The sequence below is a fragment of the Deltaproteobacteria bacterium genome (genome assembly GCA_019310525.1).
Classification (GTDB): domain Bacteria; phylum Desulfobacterota; class DSM-4660; order Desulfatiglandales; family HGW-15; genus JAFDEE01.
This window is the reverse complement of the sequence record JAFDEE010000050.1, coordinates 1-20,193: the sequence shown is the minus strand read 5'-3', so window position 1 is coordinate 20,193 and position 20,193 is coordinate 1. Positions and strand designations below refer to the sequence as shown.

The window sequence follows — 20,193 nt, the reverse complement described above, 5'->3', positions numbered from 1 at the left end:
TATTACCCCCTATGCTTTATTTCGGCGCCCCATTCACAAACAGGGACACCGAGTAATGTTACAATCCGGAAATGTAAAATCTTTACTGTCAAGAAACGGCGTGGACTGGCCTTTTCTCCCTCTCCCGTCCGGACAAGGGCGGAGGATCTGAAACTGAGGGAAAAGGCCGTTCATGAACGGAAACAATTTTCATAATCCCCCTTAAACGCGCATTTCCTTCAAAGAACCTGGGGAAGCATGTTTATTACCAAAACCCCGCCTGGTTTCTGTATATATTAGGCGAAGGAGTGGTGTTTGTGGGTTCGAGTTTTTTGGCCTGGTTTGCAATGAAATTCAATATATTTGCGATCTGGGCCTTGGTGTAGCTTTCGCCCTGCTTATAGATTCCTGCCTTTGCACCAACCTTGGCAAGGTATTTCAACACCCTGGGATTCTTTTTCAATTTATTCGCCCTGTACACCATATCCACGAGGTTGTTGGCACGATTTCCGATCCTTGACAGATTCTTTGTCGCCATAATTTTGTCGACGGCCACGGATACTGCAATCGCCTGTATGATATCACCGACGCTTTTATCTTTACTGTATTCATTGGCCCCTGCCCTTACTGCTCCAAACAGGGTCTGGGTAATAAATGTAGATGACCCCCCTGTGGTAAAAGCCAGCACCAGTTCTGCATTCTGCCCGGTTTTGTCAAGGAGCACGGCAAGGTCTTCGTATGACTGCCAATAGCTTGCCTCTGACTCACCCTTAAATCTTTCCGCCTGCAAAAATATAGTCCGAATCAGATGCAATTGGGCAAGGCTCCTTTCTTTGCCCTCCTGTTTATCGATAATCATTTCCCGGACCGAAGGGGGCAATCCCGAAAAGAATCTTTCAAGTTCACTCCTGGTGTATACCCTTTTGATATCCGATTTTGTCGTAGAGCCGAGTTCAGATGCTCCTGAGCTTTCGCCGCCTCCGCCGCCGCCACTACCGCCGCCATAAGCATTCACCTGTTTCGCATCAAATGAAAACATCAACAAGATAATAATAAAAAACATCAATAATCCTGTCATCCTGCTCTTCTTCATCATACACACCTCCATAATTGTTAAACTATAACACATTTATATACGAATTACATAAAGTAGCAGCTTAGATCACCCTTGAACGCCTATCCGGTGAAGGGCTGCAAATAAGATTTCCCGGGGACGGTTTATTTTGATCACGAAGCAAAAAAGAAAAAGGGGGTGTGATCCAGGGAAACATAAGCCATGGACGATATAACGCACGAAGCCTCTGACTGAAGCGTCAAATCCTATTTTTGGCAATAATGGAACTTACCAGGTAGTGTATTGGCATGATCACCTCCCATCGGTTGCGATGCTTTTCCCTTTTACATTCTCAAGAGAGCCGAATGTGAGTGTTTCAAGGTTTTCCGGCAATTTCCGGATAAATTCAGGGACCATTGCTGCATAATCATTGCTGCTGAAACGAAAAAGACGGATGGCCGGACTTGAAACCCCATGCTCATCAATGTGGGTCAGGTATAATTCCGTATAAGGAGAATTGGCCTTACACGTAAAAACCAGCCATCTCGAATTAGGCGACCATGAATGCCATGAATTCATGGTCCGCTGATTGCAGGCCAGGATCCTTGCCACGCCGCCTTTGGCTGGAATTATGACCAGCCTGCTGTCAGGCTGAAGGACAAGTCCTGTAGGGCTTTGTGTAAACACAATCCATTTGCCGTCGGGGGAGTACCTCGGGAAATAATTACTGTATCCATTCTGGCTGGCCCCTTTCAGGGGAACCGCTTGGCCGCCCTTTCCATCATTAAAAGGCAGGGTATAAATATCGAACTGAACGGGATATTTTTTGTTCAAGTCCCTGATGTTCTGCCTGGGACTTTCTTTAAGTATTTCTTTAGCCACTGCTTTTTTGATTAGTTCGGGGTCTGTCCTGCTCATTGCGAACGCTATGGTCTTTCCGTCAGGGCTCCATGAGGGTGCAGTCTGTACACGGTCGGATCTGCTGGCACCCGGCAGCAGATGAAATTTGCCCTTCCTGGTGTCGAATATCGCGATCTGGCCGGTTGCCGGATAAAACAACTGGGAAAAAAACAGGTCATCCAACATAACGAATACCGACGTTTCGTTTACGGTCCCTGCGATATAGCGGCCGTCAGGAGAAACCCTTGCAAAAAGCCCCATGCTGTATGAGGCGGGTTTACGTGCCGGCAGTGTATTCCATGAAGATATCATTTCCTTTTCGATGACAATTTTTTTTCTGACAGGGCTGTGCAAAAACGCGCCTTTATCACCGCCATAATCCATGTCCATGGTCATATAGCTTCCATCGAGCGAATAAGAATGACAATTGGCACAGATCGGGGGAGATGTAAAAATGGTCTCAGGTTGTTTATACGACTCGATTTTGCCCACCATCAGGCTTGTCTTTTCAGGATGTTTTTTTGCCTCGAGAAAAGGAAGCGGTTTGCGCATGAACATAAGGCGGGCGTTTACCATATCCTTTGAAATCCTGAAAAACCCATGACCCTGAGAAGTGATTTCCCTGCCGCTCCAGCCTCCAATTCCGGCGACTATTACTTCAAGCGGCGCATTTCCAGCCATTTTTTTCAGTCTGTTCCAGGAATCGGGATCGGGTATCCACCAAGGAGTGCTGAGCAAAGCCTGCAAAAGAGTTCTTGTTTCGTTTTTTATAGATACAAGCCATGCTGAATTTTCTGCTTTATCATCCCATAGGAATAATGGAGAGGCCATATCAAGAGGTATGAGAGCGCCTGAAGGTGGTTCGGCGAGATTGATAGTTTCTATACCGTCTTTCATCTGCAAAGAATTGATCCATGACAAGGCTTGGCTGCGGCTTAAGGAAGCATAATTCTCATCTGTGTATAAAATAACATGTGATCCACCTTCAAGACCCCGAGCATACCGCCCGGTGCAGCACAATACAATCACCCCCATGAGCATAACCCGTGCAGCCAGCCTGAGATATCGGCCATGGAACTTCTCAAATACAAATTGCTTCAAATCTCACTCCTGTCTTGTGCCCGGATCGCATTTATGGATGGGAACTAATCTAAAAAAAGGACATGTTACTTCCCGGGGTCGCCGTAGCCCCCTCCCCCTGGGGTTTCGATACGGACGATGTCCCCTGATGACAACACGGCTGTGAACTTTCCGGGCATTTTCTCTCTTCTCTTCCCGTGGATAAGAATATTCTTTCCCCTTACACCCGGGCCCCCTCCGAAAAGACCGAAAGGAGCACGTCTTCTCCTCTCAGACAGCACCGTGATCTCTGCATCGCAGAGGACCTGGATTTCTCTTACCAGGCCGTTCCCACCCCGCCTCCGGCCCTGGCCCCCTGTTCCCCTCCGGATGGCATACTCCCTTACCAGGAAGGGGTAGGCGTATTCCAACGCCTCCACGGGAGTATTCAGGGTATTGGTCATGTGGGAATGAACGGCGCTGTCCCCGTCGGCCCTTGCCGAGGCGCCGGTCCCTCCTGCCAGGGTCTCATAGTAGGCAAAGGCCCTGCCGCTGCGGGGATCTATTCCTCCAATGGAGATGTTGTTCATGGTTCCCTGGCTGGCGGCCGGGATCACGTGCGGGAGAGCCGAAGCCAAGGCGCCCAGGATGACATCCACGATACGTTGTGATGTTTCCACGTTCCCACCGGCCACAGGGGCGGGAAATTCTGCATCGACCAGGGAGCCCTTTCGGGTGATAAGCCTGATGGGCCTGAGGCAACCCGCATTGGCGGGAATATCCTGTTTTACGAGGGAACGGAATACATAGAGGGCCGCCGATAGTGTAATAGCGTAAACGGCATTGACGCCTCCCTCCACCTGGGGCGAGGAATTCCGGAAATCCAGGACGGCTTCATCCCCTTTAACGGTCAATTCCAACCGTATCGGCAGATCCTCATGACCCAGGCCGTCATCCTCCATCACATCCTCGAAAAAGTAAGTCCCATCCGGGATCTCGGCGATGGTGCGGCGCATGACCTGTTCGGAATAATCCATGAGCCCCCGGGCATAGGTATCCGCCTTCTCCAGGGTATAGCGCTCAATAAGTTCCCGCGTCCGGAGGACCCCGGTTCGATTGGCCATTACCTGGGCTGCCAGATCCCCTTCCCGTTCCCGGGGGGTCCTGACATTGGCAAGCAAAAACCGTAGAATCTTCGCATCCATCTTTTCCCCTTCCACGAACTTGACCGGTGGGATAATGAGACCTTCCTGGAAAATGCTCCGGGAAAGGGGCATGGAGCCGGAACTCATCCCCCCCACATCAGCGTGATGGGCCCGGTTGGCCACGAAAAAGGAGGGTCTGTTCCCGGATGCGAAAACCGGGGCTACGAGGGTGATATCCGGCAGATGGGTTCCTCCCTTGAAGGGATCATTCATGATCACCATATCACCTTCCGCCCACCGGAATTCCTCGATGGCCGCTTTCACTGAAAGGGGCATGGAGCCGAGGTGCACTGGGATGTGGGCCGCTTGGGCGATCAGGTCGCCGTGAGCATCGAAGAGGGCGCAGGAGAAGTCCCGTCGCTCCTTGATGTTCGGGGAAAAGGCGGTACGATGCAGGGTGACCCCCATCTCCTCGGCGATGGAGGAAAAACGGTTCTTGAATATTTCCAGAAGAATGGGGTTTATATCCATGAATCGCCTCCCGACTCATCATTCCGGAGCCCCCTGGGGAGAGCCCTTCTCAAGGCCTTCATCACGTCACCTCGATCACCATATTTCCGTATCCGTCCACCGCGGCCCGGGCAAACGGAGGAATTACAATCGTCGAGGAGTATTCCACGACCATAGCGGGGCCCTCGATGAGGTTCCCGCTTAAGAGCTTTTCCCGATCATAAACATTCGTCTCAAGGGCCTTGTGGTCGAAAACCACCTTCCTGACACCTAAGAGGGCACCGGCGGGGGGTTTTTCCACTTTCGGTTCACTCCTTTCGAAACGCGGCTTTTCCGGAATACCGCGGGCCCGCAACCGGATGTTGACAAACTCCACGGGTCTATTCGTGTTCTTGTATCCGTAAGTCTTCTCGTGGAGGCTGTGAAACAGATCCACGGGGTCCCCCCCATCAAAAGGAACCAGGATCTCATACGATTGTCCCTCGTAACGCATGTCAAGGTAACGCTCCAGGACGAGGCGCTCCTTTGAAACACCTTCATTGAGGAGATCCTCAACGCCCCGCCTCTCCAGTCCTGAAAAGGCCTGCTCCAGATCCGTAGTCCGGGCCTCTGCCTGGGTCATCATGATGGTCAGGGAGTAGTCCTTTATGACGTCAGCCATGATCATTCCCAATGCCGAAAGGATACCGGGATTCGGTGGGATCAGCACCCTTGGGATTCGGAGGAGTCGGGCGAGAAAAGCCGCGTGCATCCCCCCTGCTCCCCCGAAGGAAAAGAGGGTGAAATCCCGTGGATCGTATCCCCTCTCCACGGAGATCACCCGGACGGCCTTCTCCATCTCCGAATTAACCACCCAAAGGATTCCTTCAGCAAGTTCGCGTTGTGAGAGGCTTGCCCGGCGCGCCATTTTTTCAAAATAAGGAAAGAGTCTTTCGTGGTTCAACTTCATACCGCCGCCCAGGAAGTGCTCAGGGATCAGACGGCCAAGAAAAAGGTTTGCGTCCGTCACGGTAATCCGCTCCCCCCTGCCATAGCAGATGGGTCCCGGGTCCGCTCCCGCACTCTCCGGGCCCACCTTCAGGGCTCCTCCCGCATCGAGGGAGGCGATGGAGCCGCCCCCGGCGCCGACCGTATGGATATCGATCATGGGAGTCCTTACCGGAAGGCCCGAAATCCGGGATTCAAGGGTAAGGGAAAGTTGCCCGTCCACCAGGGAGACATCAGTGGAGGTTCCTCCCATGTCAAAGGTGATCAGATTTTCGTATCCCGCCATCCTGCCCAGTTCGAATGCTCCGACGGCTCCTCCGGCGGGGCCCGAGAGAATGGTGCGTACCGATTCCTTCATGGCGACGTCCGCTGATATCCTGCCTCCGTTGGACTGCATGATGGAAAGTGTATCAGTCTCCCCGAGCGACGCCCTCAGTCTCCCAACGTACCGCCGGATCTTGGGTACCACGTAGGCGTTCAGCACGGTCGTGGAGGTCCGCTCGAACTCTCGGAACTCCGCCAGGATTTCGTGGGAGAGGGAGACCTGGAGCCCTACCCGCCCCAGGAGTTCTCCCACCCTGTTTTCATGGGAAGGATTGGCGAAGGAGAAAAGGAGGCAGACAGCCACCGCCTCGACACCCTCATCCCGGAGCTCGCCTGCCAATCGCCGGAGCTCATCTTCGTCAAGGGGTTCAGCAACCTCGCCGGTATGGAGTATCCTGCCCCGGATCCCGAAACGCAGGGAGGAAGGGACGAGAGGCTTTGGCCTTCGTTGGTCCAGGTCATAGAGCCTTTCCCGCACCTGGCGTCCGATTTCCAGGACATCCTCGAAGCCCTTGTTGGTAACAAGGGCGGTCAAGGCCCCTTTTCTTTCCAGGATGGCGTTGGTGGCGACAGTGGATCCGTGGATGATACGTTTCTTCCTCTCCCCCGCAATCTTCCTGATTCCTTCCAGGACCGCGCGGGAAGGATCCAAGGGAGTGGAAGGCAACTTTTGGACGCCCCATCTCGACCCTTCCCTGTAAACAAAGTCCGTAAAGGTTCCTCCTGTATCAATCCCAATTACAAGCATGCCGTACTCCAGGACGAGACGGGATGAACTTCACCCCATAAAAGATCAAAGCTGCGCCGCCTCAGGAATCCGCGTTTCCCGCCCCCCGCCTTTCTTTGTCGAGAAGTTCCTTCACATAGTTGAGGGCCCCGCCTGCCAAGAGGCATTTCCTCTGCCGATCCGAGACCTCCAGGAGAGTGATGATCCGGCGGCCTTTCACTTCCACCGGTATCTCGACCTCTCCCGAAAGAATCCGCCCGCGCACACCCGGGAAGCTTAGGGACATCCCTTTCTCCAGGAGGTCATAGTCCGCCGGGTCCCTGAAGGTCAGGGGCAGGATCCCGAAATTACAGAGATTTGCCTTATGGATGCGCGCGAAACTCTTGGCCAGCTTCACCCGGACCCCCAGGTAGCGGGGGGCGAGGGCCGCATGCTCCCGGCTGGAACCCTGGCCGTAGTTCTCGCCGCCGACCACGACGATGTCACCGCTGCGCAGGCTCCTGACGGCGAATTCCGGATCGATCTGGGAAAACACATATCGGCTGATGGCATCAATGTTGGACCGAAGGGGCAGGATCTTGCTCCCGGCCGGCATGATGGTGTCCGTTGAGATGTTGTCCTTCACCTTGATACCCACCTCTGCCTCCAGGTTCTCGGGCAAGGGTGTCATTTCAGGAAGCGGCTTGATATTGGGCCCCCGGAAGACCTCAATATCCGGCAAGGGATCGGAAGGGAAGGTGATGGAGAATTGATCGATGAGGTAGGTCTCCGGATCCCTGATCCGGGGATAGTCCATGTCCTTGCCGAGTTCCCTGGGGTCGGTGATCACTCCTCTTACAGCCGAGGCGGCCGCGGTCTCGGGGGAGCAGAGATAGACCCTGTCCCCTTCCGTGCCCGAACGGCCGGGAAAATTGCGAGGGAAGGTGCGGAGGCTCACCTGGCCGGTCCCCGGCGCCTGTCCCATCCCAATGCAACCGAGGCAGCCCGATTGGTGAATCCGGGCTCCGGCCTGAACCAGGGGAAGGATTCCTTTGCCCACCAGGACGTTTTCAAAGACCTGCAGGCTGCCGGGATTGATGTGGAGGAAGGTTTCCGGGTGGCGGTGCCGCCCCTCCAGGATCCTGGCCGCCACCATGAGATCCCGGTAGGAGGAATTCACACAGCTCCCGATGATCACCTGATGGACCTTGGTGCCGGCCACCTCCCGGACGGGGACCACGTTCCCGGGGGAGGAAGGACAGGCGATCAGGGGTTCCAGGGAGGAAAGGTCTATCTCGATGGTCTCGTCGTAGTCCCCATCTTCATCGGCGCTCAGGGGAATCCAGCTTTCCGCCCTTCCCTGGGCCGCCAGATAGATCCGGGTCTTTTCATCCGAGGGGAAAACCGAGCTTGTCGCCCCGAGCTCCGTTCCCATGTTCCCGATGGTCTCCCGGTCCGTCACAGAGAGTCCTTCCACTCCGGGCCCGAAATATTCGATCACCTTCCCGACGCACCCCTTGACCCCGTAACGCCTCAGGAGTTCCAGGATAACGTCTTTGGCGCTGATCCAGTCCGGAAGGTTCCCGTGAAGCCTCACCCCAAGGACCCTTGGGCAAGGAAAGTAGTAAGGCCGCCCGGCCATGGCCATGGCCACGTCCAGCCCCCCCGCCCCGATTCCAAGCATGGATACTCCCGCCGCGCTGGGGGTGTGGCTGTCGGATCCCAGCAGGGTCTTCCCGGGGACCCCGAAGCGTTCCAGGTGCACCTGGTGTGAGACGCCGTTTCCAGGGGGGCTGAAATGGATGCCGTGCCGGGCGCAGACCGTCTGGAGATAGCGGTGATCGTCCGCGTTCTTGCTGTCGGCCTGGAGGATATTGTGGTCCACATACTGGACCGAGACCTCCGCTCTGGTCCTGGGGATCCCGAGGGATTCGAACTCCAGCATGGCCAGGGTCCCGGTGGCGTCCTGGAGGAGGGTGTGATCGATTCGGATGGCGATTTCCTCGCCCGGTTTCAGGGTTCCCTCCACGAGATGGGATTCGAGAATCTTGTAAGTAAGGTTTTTTCCCATAAATTACTCCTTGAGATTTTCCTTCAGGGGTTCGAGGGTATCGATTCCTCCCTTATGTGGAAAGGCCCTGCCACGGTCATGGCAGGGCCTCTTTTATCGCACGGTCCGGGAACCGTTGCTCCCTCTCCGGTGATAGTATCCGGAAAAACTATCCCTCCGTCAGAAGATCGGCGAGGCCCTTGGTCTTGACCACGTTGAGATTCAACCCGATCTCCTTCCGTTCGAATCCCATGGCCATCCCCAAGATCTGGGTCATGTAAAGCACGGGGATATTGTATTCTGCATCGAATTGGGACTGAATGCCCTTCTGGTTGCTGTCGTACATCACGGAACAGAAAGGACAAACCAGGTTGATCACATTGGCCCCGGCCGCCTTGATATCGTCCAGCTTTTGTTTGGCGACGGAAAGCGAGGTCTTCTCATCCACGGGCAGGACCGGACCGCCGCAGCAGCGGGTCTTGTTGGCGTAATCCACCACTTCCGCCCCGGTCAAAGCGACGAGCCTGTCCAGGGATACGGGGATTTCAGGATTGTCGAAACCTTCGTAAATGTCCGAGGGTTTCAGGTAATGGCAGCCATAGTGACTGGCCACCTTGAATCCCTTAAGGCTGCGCTTAAGGTGCTTCCTGATCTCTTCCAGGCCCACCTCTTTGAAAAGGATTCTGGCGAAGTGCCTGACCTTGACACCTCCTTCGTACTTCAGGCCGACCCGGGCCAGGCCCTCATTGATCTCCTCCCTCAGCGCGCCTTCCTGTTCCAGGAGGTGGGCCGCCTCGGTGAGGGCCGATGTGCAGGAACTGCACAGGGCGCAGACATCCAGGCCCCTTTCCTGGGCCAACGCCAGGTTGTAAGCCCCGAGGAGCAATCCCGATTTCAGTTCAGCGCTTTTCACCGGGAACCCGCAACAAATGAAGCGTTCAATGTCTACCAGCTCGATTCCCAGTTCTTCGGCCACCTTGCGCGCGGACAATTCGTAGTTCCTGGAACGGGCAGGAATGGTGCATCCCAAAAAAAGAGCATATTTCATGGACAACCTCACTACTCCGGAAAGAGCACTTTCACCACCTCGCATGTGGTGGGCAATTCAGGCAACTTTATCTTCGCCCTCTTCTTGTTGTCGAAATCATCCAGGGGATAGATGCGGCCCTCGGACTTAACGATATCCCGCTGCGCCTTGATGCCTGCGGGAGGCTCGTATCCTTCTCTGATGGCGATGTTTTTCAAGAGGGTCATGAATTCCGTGATGCTCACCCCCTGGGGGCACCTCTCCTGGCAGGTGTAACAACTGGAACACAACCAGACGAAATCACTCCCGAGGACCTGCTCTTTGAGTCCCAGGAGGGCCATCCGAATGACCTTCAGTGGGTTGAAAACATCATTCACGGCGGTCACAGGGCAACTCGCCATACAGGTCCTGCAGGTAAAACACGCGGCGATCTTCTCACCACCCGGCTGCTCGGCCAACTCCTTCCTGAATTTTGGATCGGCCTGGCTCAAATCGATGTCAGCCATGGAACACTCCTTGAGATATTGCGTTTCGGGCCTTCGCCCCCCGGCGGACCTTCGAACCCGTCACCATCCGGTACCATGGATGGAAAGGTTACATGATAACTATATTATAGCCACATGGCAACTGAAAAACCGATCTCTCAGGAGAGCATAGCCAGCTGGGCAATGATCTCCGGGACTAGATCAGGCGGTTATTTTTCATAACAGGGTCTTTTCGGGATTTCAAACGATTTCTATGGGTCCGGGGGCCTTTCCCCTTTATGCCGGAAGAAATCGGCGGAAGGATCACGGGGTGGGGATGAAATGCCCGGCGTATCGCCTGACATGGTGTCCTTCCAGGACATGAAAGACCCGGATCTTTTTGAGGGTTACGGGGGAGAAACTGCCTATGGGCATATACACGATCTTCTTCCCCAGCTTAGCGGCCAGACTCCGGCATCGCCCTGAAGGGGGATCCGGGGCCACGTAGACCACGTGTTTTTCCAGGGAATAGTCAATGGCGGCCATCAGGAGACGCTCGGGTTTGTTGCGGGCCATGTCGAAAAAGGAATCTTTCCAGATATCATAGACCCTTAGAGGCGGATAGGTCAGCATGAAACCGCCATACTGGCACCGGGAGATACCGGGACCGTCCATCACCTCTCCAGCGGGGGTACTGTAAAAGGCCATGTCCGATTCCTGTTCGTGTTCCCCGAGCCAGGTCACACGCCAGGGGAAAGCCTCCTTCCCTTCCTTGTCCGGCAGGTCCGGGTCGAAGATGACCACCACCGATCCCACTTTCCCCCTGAAGGGCATCGCCTCCCTGACGTAGATATCCCCCTTCAACCATTCCCGAACGGTCTGCCGGATATCGATCCCCTCGAACATGGAGCAGGTGAAGGGGACGATCCGGCTGTTCTCTTCGGACTTGATCTCCAGGGCCCTTTTCTGGAGGTGCCGTCCATATCCTTCCACCAGCACATCCTCCGGGGGGTAGGAGCAGATGTAGAGGCCTTGAAAGGCCTTTTTCCATTCCCCCGGTACCCGTTCCCTGGGTCTTTTCTTCCCCGGCAAGGGAACAAGGCGCCGCCTGAGGGTCCGAAGGCGGCGATGGAACCGGATCCGCTTCTGATCAAGAAAAAGGTCTTCTCCCCTCAGGCGGATTACGGGGAGATCGGGCTGATCCGTCTGCCAGGGATATTCGTTGCCCTTATCCCATACCTCGTAGGCGAACTCATCGTCCGCACATCCCCTGGCCGCCACGACAAGCTGATAGAAGTCCGGAGCGAGATGCCCGGTAAGGAGGGCGTATTTTCGGGCGAAGGTGTAAAGGAGTTTAAGCTGAGCGGGATTGAGTTCCTCCCTGTTTTTCCTGAGATGGCGCTCCCTGGCCTGCTCGATCAGGAGTCCCTGGATACGGATCCGGTCGATGGAGGAGGCGTCCTTCCGGCTACGGAAGCGCTCGTATTCCGCCGCCAGGAAAGGCATCTCCGTCAGGACCTCACGGCTCGATTCCCTGTGAAGATGGGCCAGGCCCACCCCTTCACGGCTCCTCCGACCGATGACTTCCGCCTGAGGTTCCCGGAGCATTTTCAGGACCCCCGGGAAGTGGGTCAAGCCGCAAACGAAAAGAGTCCTTCGCCCTTCCCGGCTGAGTCTCTGGAGGTGAAAGGCCATGGATTTTTCCCGGAGCCGGTCCTTCGGCGGAGGGTCCCGGTCCTTGAAGATCCGAAAATAGGCCTCGCAATAAGCGTAATGGCCGATTCTGGTCACAGCATAAGGATCGGGCAGGGAATAGCGATTTGCGGGGTAGCCTTCCGTATCCCGGTCAATGAAGTGGACCGGGATATCCTTCTCCAGGGCCAGCCTGAGGGCCTCCACCTGTCCGTCCGTAGGTTCAATGACCAGGTAGGCCAGTGTCCCGTCCCCTTCCTGGTAGTAGACCACCGAAAGCAGGGGCAGCCTTTTGACCGCCCGGAGTACCTGATCCTTCAAGGTGGGCGGGAACTCCACCGCCACCCCGTCGGGCCTGAATTCCTCAAACTGCCGTCTCACCTCGACGGCGAACTCCATCCGGTTATGGACGACGGGAACGAAACGAATATTTTTCCAGGAGAAATTATGGCTTTCCATTCTCCTCATCCATCAGCATTCCGAAATATTCCGCAGCCGTGGAATCCAGGATCATGGAAGCGGCCTCTTTCATGTAAGGTCCCAGTTTCCTGTCCTGCTCCCCGGGAGAGGCACCTCCCCCGTTGCATGCGAGCCTCTTGAGGGCATAGCTTGCGATGTTGATCCCGTCCCTGACCGAGTATGGCTCCCCGGCCCCGTGGGCCGCCTGGAGAAAATCCACGACGTATTCCAGGATCCCTCGATCCGCATAAGGAAGATTGTCCCGGAGGATCATGAGTTCTTCGTCCCGCTCCGGGAAATCGATGAAAATGCGCGGTTGAAGCCGTGAATGGATATACTCCGGAAGCTCGAAGGTGCTGGCGTCATCGTTCATGGTGGTACAGAGGCGGAAACCGGGATGGGCCTTGATCTTGATCCCCGCCACCACGGATTCCACATACCGCCTCCGGTCCATGAGGGGGGCAAGGGAGGCCCAGCTTTTCTCGCTCATCCGGTTCCCCTCGTCGATGATGGCGATCCCTCCCTTGACCATGGCCGAGACAATGGAACTGGCCATGTACTTGATTTTCTTCTCATCAGAAATCACCGGGGTCAGGATCAGGTCTTCCGGGCGGGTATCCATGGTTGCCTGGAAGAGGTAGACGGGTTTTCCCAGGAGTCGGCCAGCATAGTAGGCAAGGGTGGTCTTTCCCACCCCCGGTTTTCCCACGAGCCGGGGATTCAGGGGTAGGTCGTCCTCTCCAAGCACCATCCAGGCCGCCAGCACCTGGGTGACAAGTTCCTCCCGCCCCACCCATCTCATGGGAACCTCGTCGGGTTGGCTCAATTGGATCTCAACGCCGTCAATGGTCATCTTCTCCATGCTCTTTCACCTCTGATCCCAAATCACCAATCCCATGGCGTGCCGGATCACGGAATTGGGATGATTGGGTGTGATCCGGATGTTTATCCCGTAATGCCCCACCTCTTCGAACCGGATATCGCACTGGTAGTGGTAGACCCTGTCCTCCGCCGCCCCGATGGGTTCCATGACCCAGGTGAACCGGTCTGTGTACTGGTCCGAAGGGCTCAGGCGGCCGCAATAAGCCTCCACAATCACGTCTTTGGGCTCCAGTTCCCCCAGGAAGACATCGGCCTCGACATGGAAGGAATCCCCTACTTCGATATCAACGACCTCTTCCAGGCGGATGTCGCGGATGGATATCTCCGACCAGTTGTACATGACCCGCTCCCGCCACCGGGCCATTCCCTTCAAGGTTTTCCATCCCCCCACCCTCAGCCTCCATCCCAACTCGGCCGCGGGGAGGTAAAAGCGGTCCCAGTACTCGGCCACCATCCTGTGGGTATTGAACATAGGACAGAGCCTATGCAGTGAGGCCCGCATCATGGCGAGCCATCGTCTGGGCAGGCCGTCGGCTCCCCTGTCGTAGAAAAGGGGCACAACGTCCTTTTCCAGGATATCGTAAAGGGCCCGGCTCTCGAGATCATCCTGGAATTCCGGATCGTCGTACTCTTCGCCCCTGCCGATGGCCCAACCGATATCCTTGTCATAGCCTTCTTCCCACCAGCCGTCCAGCACGCTCAGGTGGAGGGCCCCGTTTGCTACGGCCTTCATACCGCTGGTCCCGCAGGCCTCGAGGGGCCTTCGCGGGGTGTTGAGCCATACGTCCACGCCCTGAACCATGTGCCGTGCCACCTCGATATCATAGTCCTCCAAGAAGACCATGTGCCGCCGGAGGTCCTCTTGGTCACAAATTCCGACCAGTTGTTTGATGAGTTCCTTCCCTTCCCTGTCCTGGGGATGGGCCTTCCCGGCAAAGATGATCTGAACCGGGTATTTTTTATTGGTAAGGATGGTTTTCAGTCTTTCAATATCCCGGATCACCAGGTGAGCTCTCTTGTAAGGAGCGAATCTTCGGGCGAAACCGATGGTCAGGGCTTCGGAATTGAGGACCTCTTCCGCAACCGCGAGATCCCGATTGGAGACACCCCGCCTAGCCAGTTGACCTTTCAGTCTCTTGCGGGTGAAAGCCACAAGCCGCTCCCGCCCCCTCTCATGGGCCCGCCACAGTTCCGTATCGGGGATCTTTTCCACCCGTTCCCACACCTTCACGTTGTCCGGGTCCTCGATCCACCTCGGGCCCAGGTAACGGTCATAGTTCTCCGCCATACCGCCCGAAATCCAGGAAGGAATGTGGACCCCGTTTGTCACGTGGACGATCGGGAGATCGATCTCGGGCGTCTTGGGCCACACACCCTGCCACATTCGGCGACTCACTTTTTCGTGAAGACGGCTTACCGCATTGTTCCAGGTGCAAGTTCTAAAAGCCAGCACCGCCATGCAAAACTCCTCTTCCCTGTTGCGGGGATCCTGGCGGCCGAACCCCAGGAGGACATCAAGGCTGATGCCCATTTCCTTGGCAAAGCCTTCGAAATAGGTTCTCATCAGGTCCGGGTGAAAGGTATCGATTCCCGCCGGCACCGGGGTGTGTGTCGTAAACACACTCGTGCATCGGACGAATTCGAGGGCCTCGTTGAAGGTCAAGCCCTCTTCCGCCCTGAGGGACCGGATACGCTCGAAGGCGGCAAAGGCCGAGTGGCCCTCGTTCATGTGGTAAACCGCCGGGTTGACGCCCATGGTCTTCAGGAGCCTGACCCCGCCGATCCCCAGGATAATCTCCTGGCGAATACGCATCTCCCGGTCCCCCCCATAGAGCTGAGAAGTAATGTGCCTTGCTTCCCTGGAATTTTCCTTCAGGTTGGTGTCCAAGAGAAGGAGGCGGCTCCGCCCGATGCGGACCTGCCAGGCCCGAACCGCCACTTCTTCCCCCTTCAAGTCGACCCGAACCTCCAAGGGGCGTCCCTCCCCGTTCCGCACCGGGGTCGTGGGTAGGGTGTTGAAATGATTGATGGGATAGGTCTCCATCTGCCAGCCGTCCGGAGTGAGGTACTGTCTGAAATACCCCTTTTGGTAAGCCAGGGAGACGCCGATGACCGGCAAATTCAAATCACTCGCAGACTTGAGATGGTCGCCGGAGAGGATACCCAACCCTCCCGAGTAGATGGGCAGGCAATCCGCCACTCCGCACTCGGCCGTGAAGTAGGCGACCGTAAAGGGCTCTCCCACTGACCCAAAGATCCCGGGACCGGGTTTCTGGGACATGTAGCGGTCGAATTCTTCCTTGACCCTGGCCAGGTGAGCAAGAAAACCCTCGTCCGTGGCAAGGGCCGCCATGTCGTCCTGGGGGATACGTCCGAGAAATTCCACAGGATTCTTACGCAGCTCTTCCCAGAGGTCCTGGTTGATCCTCCGGAACAGGTTTTCAGCATCGTGATTCCACATGAACCAGAGATTTTCCGAAAGGGTCCTGAGGGCCGCCAGGGGCCCCGGGACCTTTGGTTTGACATCGATGGTTCTGATGGGAGTGATCATACTTCCTTCCTCGAATGTAAGTGTCGATCAGGGTCAACTACATAACCACGGGGACCCTTAGCCCCTGGAATCCTGCGGGTAAATGTCTACTTTCACCAGCGGCCATCAGGGAGAGCGGGACTTGAATCCGGGTGTCTCCCTGAAGGTAAAGGTGATCTGAGAAGGTTCGATCTTCACGATGTAGACCCGGTCGTTGGGGAGGGAAATGTGTTCCCGGGTGATGGGAAAGACCCGCCTTCCCTTCGCGGCCGAGGATACGTCCACCTCTGCGAGGATGTTCCGCTCGTCCAGGGTGCTGGCATCCTTTCGAAGCCCCCGGACCCGGATATTCACCTCCGGGTTGAGGGGATCCACTATCTCCATTCCCTTCGGCACCCCTCTCACCTCCAGGGGAACCCCCAGGCTAACCTCAAAATCCTGCTGTCCGGCCAAAAGGATCCACAGGAGACATACGAGGGTGAGGGTCCCGAGCTTGACCTTCCAATTTCGGGTGAAAAAAGACCGGAAGGTCTCCCATGGACTCTCTTCCGGAGGGGTCGTGGGCCCCATCGCCAGGGCCAGGGCCCCTCTGAGGTTCTCCCTGTTCTCGACCGGATCCATCCGGTTTCCCCGGGCCAGAGACACCTCGCCCCGCTCCTCCGAAACCGCGATCACCAGGGCGTCACACCGCTCTGACAATCCCAGGGCCGCCCGGTGCCTTGTCCCCCATGCCTTTGGGAGGCCTTCAGCTGAAGTTAGAGGTAGGAATCCAGCGACCCGCACTACATGGCCGTCCCGAATCAAGGCGGCACCGTCATGAAGGGGAGAGTCCTTATGAAAGACACTCGTGAGGAATTCAGGCGTCGGTTGCCCTTCCAGTTCCAACCCCCCGGTGATCCACTCGTCCACCCGGTCCAGTCTCTCCACTATAATCAAAGCTCCGATCCCACGCTCGGCCAGAGCCCAGGCGGCCCCTGACAACGCTTCGATCCAGCTTTCCCTTTCCCGTTTCCTGTGAAAACCGATTTTCTTCAGGGGATTCACTCTTTCAAGGACCTGACGGATCTCGGACTGAAAAAGGATGATCAACAGGATGACCAGGACCTGCCAAAAGACCTGGAAGACCCAGGTTGTCAAGAACAATCCCCAACTTCGCGCCAAGGTATAAACCACCCCAAGGACCAGGAGCCCTACCAGGGCCTTGAAGGCCTTGGTGCCTCGAAACCAGAGGTAGAGGTGATAGGTCACCACGGCCAGAAACAGGATGTCCAGGACATCCTGGAACCGCAGGTCTGCTATAATGGCCAACAGGTTCATGGTGAAAAGCGAGGGGTCAAGCCGATCGACCGATCAGGCTGTAAACTGCTATCGGCTGAAGCCGATAATTTTAGGGGCCAAGGGGTCGAGAGTTCAAGTGGTCAAGTGAAAATCATCTTTCCTTAAATCCCGATTTCTCACTCGAACCCTGGACCCCTTGAATCCTTGAACCCTACTCAAAAAACGATCCCACTAATATCTTCTGCCTTAAGGCAAAGGATTTTCTCCCATTCCCGGATTGGGACATTAAACGGGCCCCGGGTCAGGACCCTTCCTTTTTCCCCATTCTACCAGATCTCCGGCGATTTCCGTAAGATTTCGTCCTCAGGCCCTCCCGTAGATCTGCGTCATCTCCAGGATCTCCTCAGCCAGGGAAGGGGTGAGTTGCTCGGGCAAGAGCCGCCACTTCCAATTCTGATGATCGCTGGTGGCAGGACGGTTCATCCGAGCCTCCTCCCCGAGGCCGAGCCAATCCTGCAAGGGAATGACGGCCCACCTGGCGACCGACATCATGGCCAGACGCGTCAGTTCCCGGTGGACCGTATCCGGAGTCACCTCCCTTCCCAGGTAACGGACAAGGTTCGCTCTTTCCACCTCGGTGGCATCCTTCTCGAACCACCCCCTGGAGGTGTTGTTGTCATGGGTTCCTGTGTATACGATGCCGTTTTTTACGTGGTTGTGGGGCAGATAGGGATTCTTTCCCTCAGGGTCTCCAAAGGCGAACAGGAGTATCTTCATTCCAGGAAAGCCGAAATGCTCCATGATCTCCGTGACATTCGGGGTAATGACTCCAAGGTCCTCGGCGATGAAGGGGAGAGAGGGAAAAACTCTTTTCAAGCGGGAGAAAAAGTCCAGGGCCGGTGCCTCCACCCATCGTCCATTGATTGCATGGTCTTCTCCTGCGGGCACCTCCCAGTAGGCCACGAACCCTCGGAAATGATCCACCCTGACCCAATCAAACAACTTCAGGTTATGGGCCACCCGCCGGATCCACCAGGCATATCCCTCTTCTTTCATCACCTCCCAGCGATACACGGGATTTCCCCAGAGTTGCCCCGTTTCGCTGAAGTAGTCCGGAGGAACGCCTGAAACGGCGCGCGGCCTTTTCTCCTCGTCCAGTTCGAAAAGCTCCGGGCGGCACCACACATCCACACTGTCGTGAACCATATAGATCGGGAAATCCCCGATGAACTGGATTCCTTTCCCGTTGCAATAGGCCTTCAGCTCCCTCCACTGCCTGAAGAGAAGATACTGCAGGAATTTTTCTTTCTCGATGCCGACCGCAAATTCCTTCTTCGCTCTCTCCAGGGCCCCGGGCTCCCTGTCGCGCAGCTCCGCAGGCCACTCATTCCACGGCTTCCCTTGAAAGTGGACCTTCAGGCAGGAGAACAAGGTGTAGTCCTCGAGCCATTCCGCCTCCTCCAGGCAAAAAGCCTCGTATTCTTCCCGGGCGCCGCTCTCCTTGAACCGGCCGAAGGCCCGATCCAGGAGATCCTCTTTTAGTGGAATCACCCTCTCATAATCAATCTCTTCTGGGGGAAAGAGGATAGAAGAAGCGATGTCACCAGGCAACCAGCCGTCCCGGGAAAGGATCTCCGGGCTGATCAAGAGGGGATTCAGCGCGAATGCCGACGGCGTGTGATAAGGAGAATTGAAATGGACCGGATCGGTAGGATTCAAGGGCAGGATCTGCCAGAACCGCTGCCTGGTTTCCGCCAGGAAATCCGCGAACCGGTAAGCCCAGGGACCCAAGTCCCCGATGCCGAAAGGTGAGGGAAGGGAGGTCAGGTGAAGAAGAATCCCGCTTCCTCGCTCTCTCATGCCTCCTCCTTCATCTGCCTCCCCTATTCGTAGAAGACCCCGAGACGGGGTATACCCGAGATCCGGTTCCTCTTCTTACGCGGTGAACCCGGCAACTCCAGGAAAGACCAAGCCTCGGAAGGAGGCCGGTCAAAAAGAGTGTAGGACAAAGCCGGGGGGTTTTCAAGTGCCTCGGATCTTTAACCCAGATTATGCATGACAAATCTTGAAAGAAGTTATTTCTTTAATGATTGTGGACTGTTGGACATCTTTTCAGGTCAGATTACATCCCCCGAAAAAGTGCAGTCCTGAAACATCAAATTCATTCAAAATTCGTCACCCTTCGGGATTGCCAAGTTTGCCGAAGATGCAAGGCGCAAGGTGCGAAGACGTACTTTTTAGTACTTCAAGCGCCTTGCAACGCAGCAGATTCGGCAAAATCGGCAATTGCATAATCCGGGTTTAAGTTCCCTTCTACCTGAATCTTGCATAAACAATCTTGAAATATTCCTTTTTGGGAGTGAAATAGGGGCAGAAAAAGAGAGGTCCCGAAACCTCGGGACCTTTCGTCTCTTTTGTATTCCGTTATTCTGTTCTTGGGTCTTTCCCCCTTCAGGGGCCGGGATTCTTGACAGACCACCGGCATTCGCAATCTTCCATTAAGAGCCAGCGAAGATCCCCGGAAGGAGAAACCGGCTTATCCTCGCCTCTTCATATCATCCACGGCAAAACGAGTTCACATTTTTCCTTTCCGGGTTCATCATACTCCAGGTAAAGCTTTGATTTCTTGCCTTTGGTTCTCTCGTAGACCGCCATGTAAAATTTCAAGGCGTTTCTTACCACTTCAGATACCGTGACCCCTTCAGTACCTGCCAAGTTACTGATATCCGAATAAAAAGTATCTTCGAAGCGAAATTGAGCCTGTCTCTTGCTCATATGAACCTCCTGTTAATTTCCTCCTTTTTCATTCAACTTATCTTTCCGATTTCACGTCTCCTCCTCAGGATTCAATTAAAGGGATCTCCTCTTGAATCCTGCGTCCACAAAGAATCCAGCCGTGACAGCCTGTTTACACAGGGTATTTTCCAATAGAAATGATCGGCGCATCAAGCTGGGGTTGGAATGCCCGGGAAGGCGAAAAGAAAGATGGACGGGTGGATTGAAAGCATCAAATGCACTGATCGATCAACGATATTGTCCTTCTTCGATATGAATACGTCCGGAGACCTTCGAAAAACGCCCTCATTTCCCCAATCTTCCGCCTTCGCCGCGGCTACGGCGCGACCAAGCTGCGTCAGGCTCAGATTT

General features: G+C 55.5%; 13 protein-coding genes. All 13 read right to left on the bottom strand.

Annotated features, from left to right (window positions below; genetic code table 11):
- Positions 1 to 244 precede the first annotated feature (244 nt).
- The 13 genes from JRF57_10680 to JRF57_10620 all read right to left on the bottom strand — a co-directional run bounded on the left by JRF57_10680 (position 245) and on the right by JRF57_10620 (position 19,821).
- Positions 245 to 1,075: a hypothetical protein gene (locus JRF57_10680; protein MBW2304163.1), complete on the bottom strand. Its 831-nt coding sequence runs from the start codon at positions 1,073 to 1,075 to the stop codon at positions 245 to 247.
- Between the two features lie 270 nt (positions 1,076 to 1,345).
- Positions 1,346 to 3,034 (bottom strand): PD40 domain-containing protein, encoded by a 1,689-nt coding sequence (locus JRF57_10675; protein ID MBW2304162.1) that lies wholly within the window; start codon positions 3,032 to 3,034, stop codon positions 1,346 to 1,348.
- A gap of 65 nt (positions 3,035 to 3,099) precedes the next feature.
- A complete protein-coding gene (locus JRF57_10670; protein ID MBW2304161.1) occupies positions 3,100 to 4,668 on the bottom strand; it encodes a hydantoinase B/oxoprolinase family protein in 1,569 nt (522 codons plus the stop codon).
- A gap of 61 nt (positions 4,669 to 4,729) precedes the next feature.
- Positions 4,730 to 6,706, bottom strand: a complete 1,977-nt coding sequence (locus JRF57_10665; protein MBW2304160.1) for a hydantoinase/oxoprolinase family protein — start codon at positions 6,704 to 6,706, stop codon at positions 4,730 to 4,732.
- Positions 6,707 to 6,767: 61 nt separating this feature from the next.
- A complete protein-coding gene (locus JRF57_10660) occupies positions 6,768 to 8,735 on the bottom strand; it encodes an aconitate hydratase (GenBank protein MBW2304159.1) in 1,968 nt (655 codons plus the stop codon).
- A 148-nt stretch (positions 8,736 to 8,883) separates the two neighbouring features.
- A complete protein-coding gene (locus tag JRF57_10655) occupies positions 8,884 to 9,762 on the bottom strand; it encodes a CoB--CoM heterodisulfide reductase iron-sulfur subunit B family protein (GenBank protein ID MBW2304158.1) in 879 nt (292 codons plus the stop codon).
- Between the two features lie 11 nt (positions 9,763 to 9,773).
- Positions 9,774 to 10,247 (bottom strand): 4Fe-4S dicluster domain-containing protein, encoded by a 474-nt coding sequence (locus JRF57_10650; protein MBW2304157.1) that lies wholly within the window; start codon positions 10,245 to 10,247, stop codon positions 9,774 to 9,776.
- 282 nt (positions 10,248 to 10,529) lie between these two features.
- The gene (locus JRF57_10645) at positions 10,530 to 12,356 is read right to left on the bottom strand and encodes a hypothetical protein (protein MBW2304156.1); all 1,827 of its coding nucleotides are present in this window, start codon (positions 12,354 to 12,356) and stop codon (positions 10,530 to 10,532) included.
- A complete protein-coding gene (locus JRF57_10640; GenBank protein MBW2304155.1) occupies positions 12,343 to 13,218 on the bottom strand; it encodes an AAA family ATPase in 876 nt (291 codons plus the stop codon). Before JRF57_10640 ends, JRF57_10645 begins: the two co-directional genes overlap by 14 nt.
- Positions 13,219 to 13,224: 6 nt before the next feature.
- The gene (gene glgP / locus JRF57_10635; protein MBW2304154.1) at positions 13,225 to 15,786 is read right to left on the bottom strand and encodes an alpha-glucan family phosphorylase; all 2,562 of its coding nucleotides are present in this window, start codon (positions 15,784 to 15,786) and stop codon (positions 13,225 to 13,227) included.
- Positions 15,787 to 15,894: 108 nt separating this feature from the next.
- Positions 15,895 to 17,076, bottom strand: coding sequence for a DNA integrity scanning protein DisA nucleotide-binding domain protein (locus JRF57_10630; protein ID MBW2304153.1), 1,182 nt, complete (start codon positions 17,074 to 17,076; stop codon positions 15,895 to 15,897).
- 333 nt (positions 17,077 to 17,409) lie between these two features.
- Complete coding sequence (gene malQ / locus JRF57_10625; protein ID MBW2304152.1) at positions 17,410 to 18,906, bottom strand: 4-alpha-glucanotransferase; 1,497 nt, start codon at positions 18,904 to 18,906, stop codon at positions 17,410 to 17,412.
- Positions 18,907 to 19,596: 690 nt separating this feature from the next.
- Entirely contained in the window at positions 19,597 to 19,821 is a 225-nt protein-coding gene (locus JRF57_10620; protein ID MBW2304151.1) for a hypothetical protein, read from the bottom strand.
- Positions 19,822 to 20,193 lie beyond the last annotated feature (372 nt).